Source organism: Limimaricola sp. G21655-S1 (assembly GCF_027213785.1).
Taxonomy (GTDB): domain Bacteria; phylum Pseudomonadota; class Alphaproteobacteria; order Rhodobacterales; family Rhodobacteraceae; genus Limimaricola.
In genome coordinates this window covers 165,736-173,630 of the sequence record NZ_JAPWGO010000009.1, presented here as the reverse complement: position 1 = coordinate 173,630, position 7,895 = coordinate 165,736, and the positions used below count along the sequence as shown (strand labels likewise).

Below are 7,895 nucleotides of genomic sequence, written 5' to 3'. Positions count from 1 at the left end.
GACGGGACAGGCGTTCGCGCTCTTTCCAATGGCCGTTATTCTGCGCTCGCGAACGGGAGTTTTTCCACGGAATCGGCCCTCCTATGCTGTTCGCCTTACCAACTTTCTGACCTGAAGGTTATTGATGGGCAATGGGGCTTCCGATGCGCAACATCAGTCGAAACCTAATGAGCCGTCGTTGCCCTACGGGGCACAAAGCCCTACGAACTCCAAATACACTTTTCGCAGGATTAAAGGGGTAACCCCTTAAGAAGACTGGAACTCCGATCCCAAACGTGCATCCGCGGCGCGAAAAAATATGCGCGCCGCGAAAAAATATTCGCTCACCTACAGAGGCTTCAGAAGTCGAGATGCTCGACGTTGAGGGCGTTCTGCTGGATGAACTCGCGGCGCGGCTCGACCACATCGCCCATCAGCTTGGTGAAGAGGTCGTCGGCCTCGAGCGAATCCTCGATCTTCACCTGCAGCAGCGTCCGCGCCTCGGGATCCAGCGTGGTTTCCCACAGCTGGTCGGGGTTCATCTCGCCCAGACCTTTGTAGCGTTGCAGCGTCAGGCCGCGCTGGCCCTCTTCGAGGATCGCGGCCAAGAGGTCGAGCGGGCCGTGGATCAGCTGGGTCCGGTCCTTGCGCACCAGCGTCGCGGGCAGGTCGTAGATCTCCTGCAGCGACTTGGTGAAGCTGCCGGTCTTGCGCGCCTCGCCCGAGCGCAGCATCGGCCCATCCAGCGTGCGCACCTCCTCGACCCCGCGCAGGATACGCGCCAGCCGGATGCCGTGATCCTGGGTGATCCGACCATGCCAGCCACGCTCGTATTCGAGCGCGATCAGGTCGAGCCGCTTGGCGACCTTGTCGGCCACGCCCTGCAGGTCGGCATCGACCGCGCCGGGCACGAAGGCGCCAGAGATCGCGGCCTGTTCGAGGATGTGGCGCGGGTAATGGGTCGGGAAGGCGTCGAGCACGCGCTTGAGCTGGCGCGCCTCCTCGACCACGCGGCGCAGGTCGTTGCCGGTGATCTCCTCGCCGGTGCCGAGCCTGAGCGCGGTGCCGTCGGTGCCCTGATGGATCAGGTACTCGTCCATCGCGGCCTGGTCCTTGAGATAGACCTCGGACTTGCCGCGCGACACCTTGTAGAGCGGCGGCTGCGCGATGTAGAGATGCCCGCCCTCGATCAGCTCCGGCATCTGCCGGAAGAAGAAGGTCAGAAGCAGCGTCCGGATATGCGCGCCGTCCACGTCGGCGTCGGTCATGATGACGATCTTGTGGTAGCGCAGCTTCTTGATGTCGAACTCGTCGCGGCCGATGCCGGTGCCGAGCGCCATCACGAGGTTGCCGATCTCCTGGCTCGACAGCATCCGGTCGAAGCGCGCCCGCTCGACGTTGAGGATCTTGCCCTTGAGCGGCAGGATCGCCTGGGTGCCGCGATCGCGGCCGGTCTGGGCCGAGCCGCCCGCGGAATCACCCTCGACGAGAAACACCTCGGTCTTCGACGGGTCCTTCTCGGAGCAGTCCTTGAGCTTGCCGGCGAGGAAGTTGACGTCCATCGCGGTCTTGCGGCGGGTCAGCTCGCGGGCCTTGCGCGCGGCCTCGCGGGCCAGCGCCGCCTCGACGATCTTGCCGACGATCTGCTTGGCGATGTTGGGGTTTTCCTCGAACCACTCGGCGAGCTTTTCGCCGACGAGGTTCTCGACCGCCGGGCGCACCTCCGAGGAGACCAGCTTGTCCTTGGTCTGGGACGAGAACTTGGGGTCCGGCACCTTGACCGAAAGGACGCAGGTCAGCCCCTCGCGGGCGTCGTCGCCGGTGAAGGAGACCTTCTCCTTCTTGGCGATGCCGGAGGTCTGCGCGTAGTTGTTGATGGTCCGGGTCAGCGCGCCGCGAAAGCCCGCCATGTGGGTGCCGCCGTCGCGCTGCGGGATGTTGTTGGTGAAGGGCAGCACGGTCTCGTGATAGGTGTCGTTCCACCACATCGCGACCTCGATGCCGATGCCGTCCTTCTCGCCCTCGATCCAGATCGGCTCGGGCATGACGGCGTGCTTGGAGCGGTCGAGATACTTCACGAATTCGCGCACCCCGCCCTCGTAGAACAGCTCGGTATGCAGCGGCTGCGCCGGGCGGTCATCCTCGAGGATGATGCGCACGCCGGAGTTCAGGAAGGCCAGCTCGCGCAGGCGCTTTTCCAACGTCGCGAAATCGTAGTCGAGGTTCGAGAAGGTGTCGGTCGAGGCGAGGAAGCGCACCTCGGTGCCGGTCTGATCGGTCGGGCCCACCACCTCGAGATGCTTGACGGTATCGCCGCGCTCGAAGCGGGCGACATGCTCCTTGCCGTCGCGCCAGATCCGCAGTTCGAGCCAGTCCGACAGCGCGTTGACCACCGAGACGCCGACGCCGTGCAGGCCGCCGGACACCTTGTAGGAGTTCTGGTCGAACTTACCGCCGGCATGCAGCTGGGTCATGATGACCTCGGCCGCCGAGACGCCCTCTTCCTTGTGCATGTCGGTCGGAATGCCGCGACCGTTGTCGCGCACGCTGACCGAGTTGTCAGCGTGGATCTTGACCTGCACGAAATCGGCGTGACCGGCCAGCGCCTCGTCGATGCCGTTATCGACGACCTCATAGACCATGTGGTGCAGGCCCGAGCCGTCATCGGTGTCGCCGATATACATCCCCGGACGCTTGCGGACCGCATCCAGGCCCTTGAGAACCTTGATGGAATCGGCGCCGTAGACGTTGGGTTGCAGAGCGGGTTCAGCCATGGGGGAAATCCTCGGGACGTTACCGGCGGAATATACGAATACTGGTGGGGGATGTCACGGTTTTCCCCCATATTTTGCGCTATAGCAGGGGAATGAGCAGCCCGATGCCGACCAGCATCACCGCCGCCGCGCGGTTGGTCCGGCGCAGCGCCGGCGGCGAGGTCAAAAGCGCCCGCGCCCGGTCGATCGAGGCCGCCAGAACGAGGTTTCCCGCAAGCGGCACGACGAAGGAGATCGCGCAGATCGCGGCGATGTCGGGCACGGTCAGACCCGACAGGTCGAAGAAGCCGGGCAGCATCCCCATGTAGAACAGGATCGCCTTGGGATTGCCCAGGATCACCGCCAGGCCGGCCGCGAAACCGGCCCACATGCCGGGCCGCGTCAGGCGGCTGTCGCGGGCGATGGAGGCGTCGGCATGGCGCCACAGCAGAACGCCCATGGTCACGAACATCGCGGCCGCGACCCAGCGCAGCAATTCCAGAAACCCGCCATAGACCGAGAGCACCCAGCTCACGCCGAGGATGGCGAGGAGCGGCCAGAGCACGTCGCCCACCACCACGCCGAGCGCCAGCGGCCAGGCCGCGTGAAACCCGCCCGACAGTGCCCGGGCGGTCAGCGCCACCCAGACCGGGCCGGGCGTCAGGAACAGCACGAAAAGCGCGCCTGCATAGAGCGCGAGGTCATGCGCGGCGAGGGTCATGCCGGCTCGGGCAGCGTCAGCGACCCGTCCGCGGCCAGCGGCCAGAACGGGTTGTGGGCGATCTCCCAGACATGGCCGTCGGGATCGGCGTAATAGCCCGAATAGCCGCCCCAGAACACCTCTTCGGGCGCCTTCAGCGCCGTCGCGCCCGCATCGAGGGCCCTGCGCCAGGCGGCATCGACCGCGGCGCGGGTCTCGAAGTTCTGCGCCAGCGTCATCGCCCCAGTGCCGAGATCGGCGCCGGCCCGCCCCTGATCCTTGGCGAGATCGGCCCGGCCGAACAGCCCCAGCACCGATCCGTGCATCTGGTAGAAGGTCACGGAAGGCTGGCTCGACGGGTGCGGCGACCAGCCCAGAGCCTCGTAGAAGGCGCGGGCGCGCGCCATCTCGTCCACGCCGAGGGTGATGAGCGTCACGCGCTGTGGGGTCATGTCTCGCTCCCGATCCTCGAGACGCCGGCGGTTTCGGTCACCTCGATGCGTTGCGCGCGCTCGCCCAGAGCCTCGAACAGCCCCGGCTCGGTGCCGGTCATGAAGGCCTGCAGCCCGAGCGCGCAGATCTCGTCATAAAGCGCCGCGCGGCGTCGCGTGTCCAGATGCGCCGCCACCTCGTCGAGCAGCAGAACCGGCGGCGCGCCCCCGGTGGCGGCCAGCGCCCGGGCATTGGCGAGAATCAGCGAGATCAGCAGCGCCTTCTGCTCGCCGGTCGAGGCGTCGCGCGCCGCCACCCCCTTGGCGCGCCACAAAGCATCGAGGTCGGCGCGGTGCGGCCCGATCAGGGTGCGGCCCGCCGCCATGTCGCGGCCGCGCATCGCCGCGAAGGCCGCCCCGAGCGCCCCGGCCTCCTCGGGCGTCTCGTCGGGATAGGTAAGCGCCAGATCGGCGGTGGGAAACGCGGTCTCGGTCTCGTCCTGCGCGCCGGCAAGGCGCTCGATCGCGGCGCGGCGCGCGGTGGAGATGGCCGCACCCGCCTCGGCCATCCGGCCCTCCAGCGCGCCGTACCAATGCGGATCGCGCACCCCGTCCTTCAGCAGACGGTTGCGCTCTCGCATCGCCTTTTCGTAATCGAGCACCCGCTCGGCATGGCCGGGATCGAAGCTCAGCACCGCCCGGTCGAGGAAGCGCCGCCGCCCCTCGGCCGCCTCGATCCAGAGCCGGTCCATCGAGGGCACCAGCCACAGCACCCGGAGCACCCGCGCCAGCGCCACCTGCGGCACGGTCTTGCCGTCGATCTGCACGGTGCGGCTCTGCCCGGCCTCGGCGCGGGTCTCGATCTCGTGCGGCGCGCCCTCGGCCTCGACCTCGGCCCAGACCTTCCAGCCCAGCCGCTCGGGCCGCCGCGCGATCTCCTCGGCCCCCGCGCGGCGCATGCCCCGCCCCGGCGACAGCAGCGATATCGCCTCGATCAGGTTGGTCTTGCCGGCGCCGTTGGGACCGAAGATCGCCACCGGCCGCCCGTCGAGCGCCAGTTTCGCCCGCTTGTGCGAGCGGAAATGCGACAGCTCGAGCGCGGTGACGGCCGCCTTCACGCGCGGCCCTCACCGACTTTGTTCTTCAAATACGCAAATCCTGCCCGCGTCACACGCGCATCGGCATGACGACATAGACCGCCGACTGGTCGTCGCCCTCGCGCATCAGGGTCGGATCGCCGGAGGAGTTGAACAGGAACACCGCGTTCTCGCGGTCCACCTGGCTCGCGATCTCCTGCAGGTACTTGGCATTGAACCCGATCTCGAGCCGCTCGTCGCCATAGGCCACGGCCAGCTCCTCTTCGGCCGCACCCGAATCCGGCGCATTCACCGAAAGCACCAGCCGGTCTTCCTCCAGCGACAGCTTCACCGCGCGCGAGCGCTCGGAGCTGACGGTGGCGACCCGGTCCACCGCGCGGGCGAACTCGGTCGCGTCGACCTCGAGCCGCTTGCGGTTGTTTTGCGGAATCACCCGACTGTAGTCGGGGAAGGTGCCGTCGATGACCTTGGAGGTCAGGGTGATGTTCGGCGTGGTGAAACGGATCTTCGTCTCGCTCACCGACACCTCGATCAGCGCCTCGTCGTCGTCGAGCAGCTTGCGCAGCTCGTTCACGGTCTTGCGCGGCACGATGACGCCGGCCATCGTCTCGGCTCCCTCGGGCAGCTCGGCGTCGATCCGCGCGAGCCGGTGCCCGTCGGTCGCGACGCAGCGCAGCACGCGGCCCTGCTCGCCCTCGGCCACATGCATGTAGACGCCGTTGAGGTAGTAGCGCGTCTCCTCGGTGGAGATCGCGAACTTCGCCTTGTCGAACAGCCGGCGCAGCACCGGCGCGGGCGCGGTGAAGCTGGCCTCGTATTCCGAGGAGGCCATCACCGGGAAGTCCTCCTTCGGCAGCGTCGCGAGCTGGAAGTTCGAGCGCCCGGCCTCGATCGACAGGCGGCCGTTGCCGCCCTGATCGGTCAGCGTCACCAGCGCCCCGTCGGGCAGCTTGCGCACGATCTCGTTGAGCAGCACGGCGGCGACGGTGGTGGCGCCCGCGGCCTCGACCGTCGCCGGGGCGCGGTCGACCACCTCGATATCGAGATCGGTGGCGCGGAAGCGGACCGTGTCGCCCTCGGCCTCGATCAGCACGTTGGCGAGAATCGGGATGGTGTTGCGGCGCTCGACCACCGACTGGGCCTGGGCGACGGCCTTGAGCAGAACGCCGCGTTCGATCGAGAATTTCATGTGCATCGCTCCGCTGTTGTCGCCGACCGGGGCCGGGACTGGAAAACTACCTGTTTTCAGCCCGTCCTCAAGCATTTTCGGCGGCGGGGCGGCGTCACTCTTCGCGCCGGGGGCGCGGCCTATTCCTCGAGCGCGCGGCGCAGCAGTTCGAGGTCGTCGGCGATCTGGCTGTCGGTGGCCTTCAGCTCCTCGATCTTGCGCACGCCGTGCATCACCGTGGTGTGGTCGCGCCCGCCAAAGCGGCGGCCGATCTCGGGCAGCGAACGCGAGGTCAGCTTCTTCGACAGGTACATCGCCACCTGGCGCGGTCGGGCATAGCTGCGCAGCCGCTTCGGGCCGATCATGTCCGACAGGCGGATGTTGTAATGCTCCGACACCCGGCGCTGGATCTCCTCGACGGTGATCTTGCGATCGCTGGCGCGCAGGATGTCGGCGAGGCAGTCCTGCGTCATCTCGAGCGAGATTTCGCGGCCCACCAGCGAGGCAAAGGCAAAGAGCCGCGTCAGGGCCCCCTCGAGCACCCGCACGTTGTTGGAGATGCGATGCGCCAGGAACTCGTAGACGCCGGGCTGTACCACGATGCCGGGATATTGCGCGCGGTAGTAGTCGGCCTTGGCCTGCAGGATGCCGACGCGCAGCTCGAAATCGGTGGGGAACAGGTCCACGACGAGGCCGGAGCCCATGCGCGAGGTGATCCGCTCCTCGACATCCTTCATCGCGCCCGGCGCGCGATCGGCCGAGATGATGATCCGTTTGCCGGCGTCGATCAGCGCGTTGAAGGTGTGAAAGAACTCCTCCTGCGTCGAATCCTTGCCGCCGAGGAACTGGATGTCATCGACCATGAGCACGTCGACCGAGCGGAACAGCTGCTTGAAATCCATCATGCGCTTGTCGCGCAGCGCGGTGATGAAGCGGTACATGAACTGCTCGGCGGAGGTGAGCACGACCTTCAGATGCGGCTGGCTGGCGCGCAGCTCGTGGCCGATCGCGTGCATCAGGTGCGTCTTGCCCAGGCCCACACCGCCATAGAGGAACAGCGGGTTGAAGCCGAGGCTGCCGCCCTCGGCGATGCGGCGCGCGGCGGCATGGGCCATCTCGTTGGGCTTGCCGACGACGAAGCGGTCGAAGGTGAAGCGCGGGTCGAGCGTGGCCGAGGGGGTGGCGTCGTCATCCTCGAGCGCGAGATGGGCGGGGGCCGCGTCGGCTTTCGGCTGGGGCGCCGCGGGACGGGGCGCGGCGGCGGCGCTGGCGGACTGGGCGAAGATCAGGCGCTGCACGGTGAAGCCGGCGCGGGCCAGCTGCGTCAGGATCTGGTCGCCGAAATTCTGCAGCACGTAGTTGCCGTGGAAGGTGGTGGGCACGTGGAACCGGGCGACGCCGTCGACCAGCGCCTCGAAGCGCAGCGGCGCGATCCAGGTGGTGTGGTTGTTGGCGCCCACTGCCTGCTTGAGCTCTTCGCTGACCTGCGCCCAGATTTCGTTCGTCATGACCTGTCCCCGACCTGCCTTCATCGTCACCCGGGCGCGCCCGCCGCGCCCGGCCTTGCCATCCACATCCGGGCACAGGCGGTGCGGTCGCCGGCGCGCATGCGCCGACGCTGTTCCGCACCGGACTGACCTAACCTCCGGACCCGAACGGGGGCGGCCAAGGCCGCCGACCCGCTATCGCAGTTCGGCCCGGGATCGGGACATGACGGCATGTGACGCCCGCCGAATGGCGGTCGCAATGCAGACAAGCGCGGGACGG

The 7,895-nt window shown here is 67.6% G+C and carries 6 protein-coding genes; all 6 read right to left on the bottom strand.

Annotation, left to right across the window (positions count from 1 at the left end; translation table 11 throughout):
• Positions 1-338 precede the first annotated feature (338 nt).
• Positions 339-2,753 carry a DNA topoisomerase (ATP-hydrolyzing) subunit B gene (gene gyrB, locus O4G76_RS11200; protein WP_269397410.1) on the bottom strand — a complete coding sequence of 805 codons (2,415 nt, stop codon included), beginning with the start codon at positions 2,751-2,753 and terminating at the stop codon, positions 339-341.
• A gap of 79 nt (positions 2,754-2,832) precedes the next feature.
• Positions 2,833-3,453 carry a LysE family translocator gene (locus O4G76_RS11195; RefSeq protein ID WP_269397409.1) on the bottom strand — a complete coding sequence of 207 codons (621 nt, stop codon included), beginning with the start codon at positions 3,451-3,453 and terminating at the stop codon, positions 2,833-2,835.
• The gene (locus O4G76_RS11190) at positions 3,450-3,884 is read right to left on the bottom strand and encodes a VOC family protein (RefSeq protein WP_269397408.1); all 435 of its coding nucleotides are present in this window, start codon (positions 3,882-3,884) and stop codon (positions 3,450-3,452) included. Before O4G76_RS11190 ends, O4G76_RS11195 begins: the two co-directional genes overlap by 4 nt.
• The gene (gene recF, locus O4G76_RS11185) at positions 3,881-4,981 is read right to left on the bottom strand and encodes a DNA replication/repair protein RecF (RefSeq protein WP_269397407.1); all 1,101 of its coding nucleotides are present in this window, start codon (positions 4,979-4,981) and stop codon (positions 3,881-3,883) included. Before recF ends, O4G76_RS11190 begins: the two co-directional genes overlap by 4 nt.
• A gap of 49 nt (positions 4,982-5,030) precedes the next feature.
• The gene (gene dnaN / locus O4G76_RS11180; protein WP_269397406.1) at positions 5,031-6,149 is read right to left on the bottom strand and encodes a DNA polymerase III subunit beta; all 1,119 of its coding nucleotides are present in this window, start codon (positions 6,147-6,149) and stop codon (positions 5,031-5,033) included.
• 119 nt (positions 6,150-6,268) lie between these two features.
• Complete coding sequence (gene dnaA / locus O4G76_RS11175; protein ID WP_269397405.1) at positions 6,269-7,636, bottom strand: chromosomal replication initiator protein DnaA; 1,368 nt, start codon at positions 7,634-7,636, stop codon at positions 6,269-6,271.
• Positions 7,637-7,895: the final 259 nt, after the last annotated feature.

Excerpts from the sequence above, each read along its gene's own strand:
- gyrB (WP_269397410.1), bottom strand. The coding sequence starts at position 2,753 with ATGGCTGAACCCGCTCTGCAACCCAACGTCTACGGCGCCGATTCCATC.
- O4G76_RS11195 (WP_269397409.1), bottom strand. The coding sequence starts at position 3,453 with ATGACCCTCGCCGCGCATGACCTCGCGCTCTATGCAGGCGCGCTTTTC.
- O4G76_RS11190 (WP_269397408.1), bottom strand. The coding sequence starts at position 3,884 with ATGACCCCACAGCGCGTGACGCTCATCACCCTCGGCGTGGACGAGATG.
- dnaN (WP_269397406.1), bottom strand. The coding sequence starts at position 6,149 with ATGAAATTCTCGATCGAACGCGGCGTTCTGCTCAAGGCCGTCGCCCAG.
- dnaA (WP_269397405.1), bottom strand. The coding sequence starts at position 7,636 with ATGACGAACGAAATCTGGGCGCAGGTCAGCGAAGAGCTCAAGCAGGCA.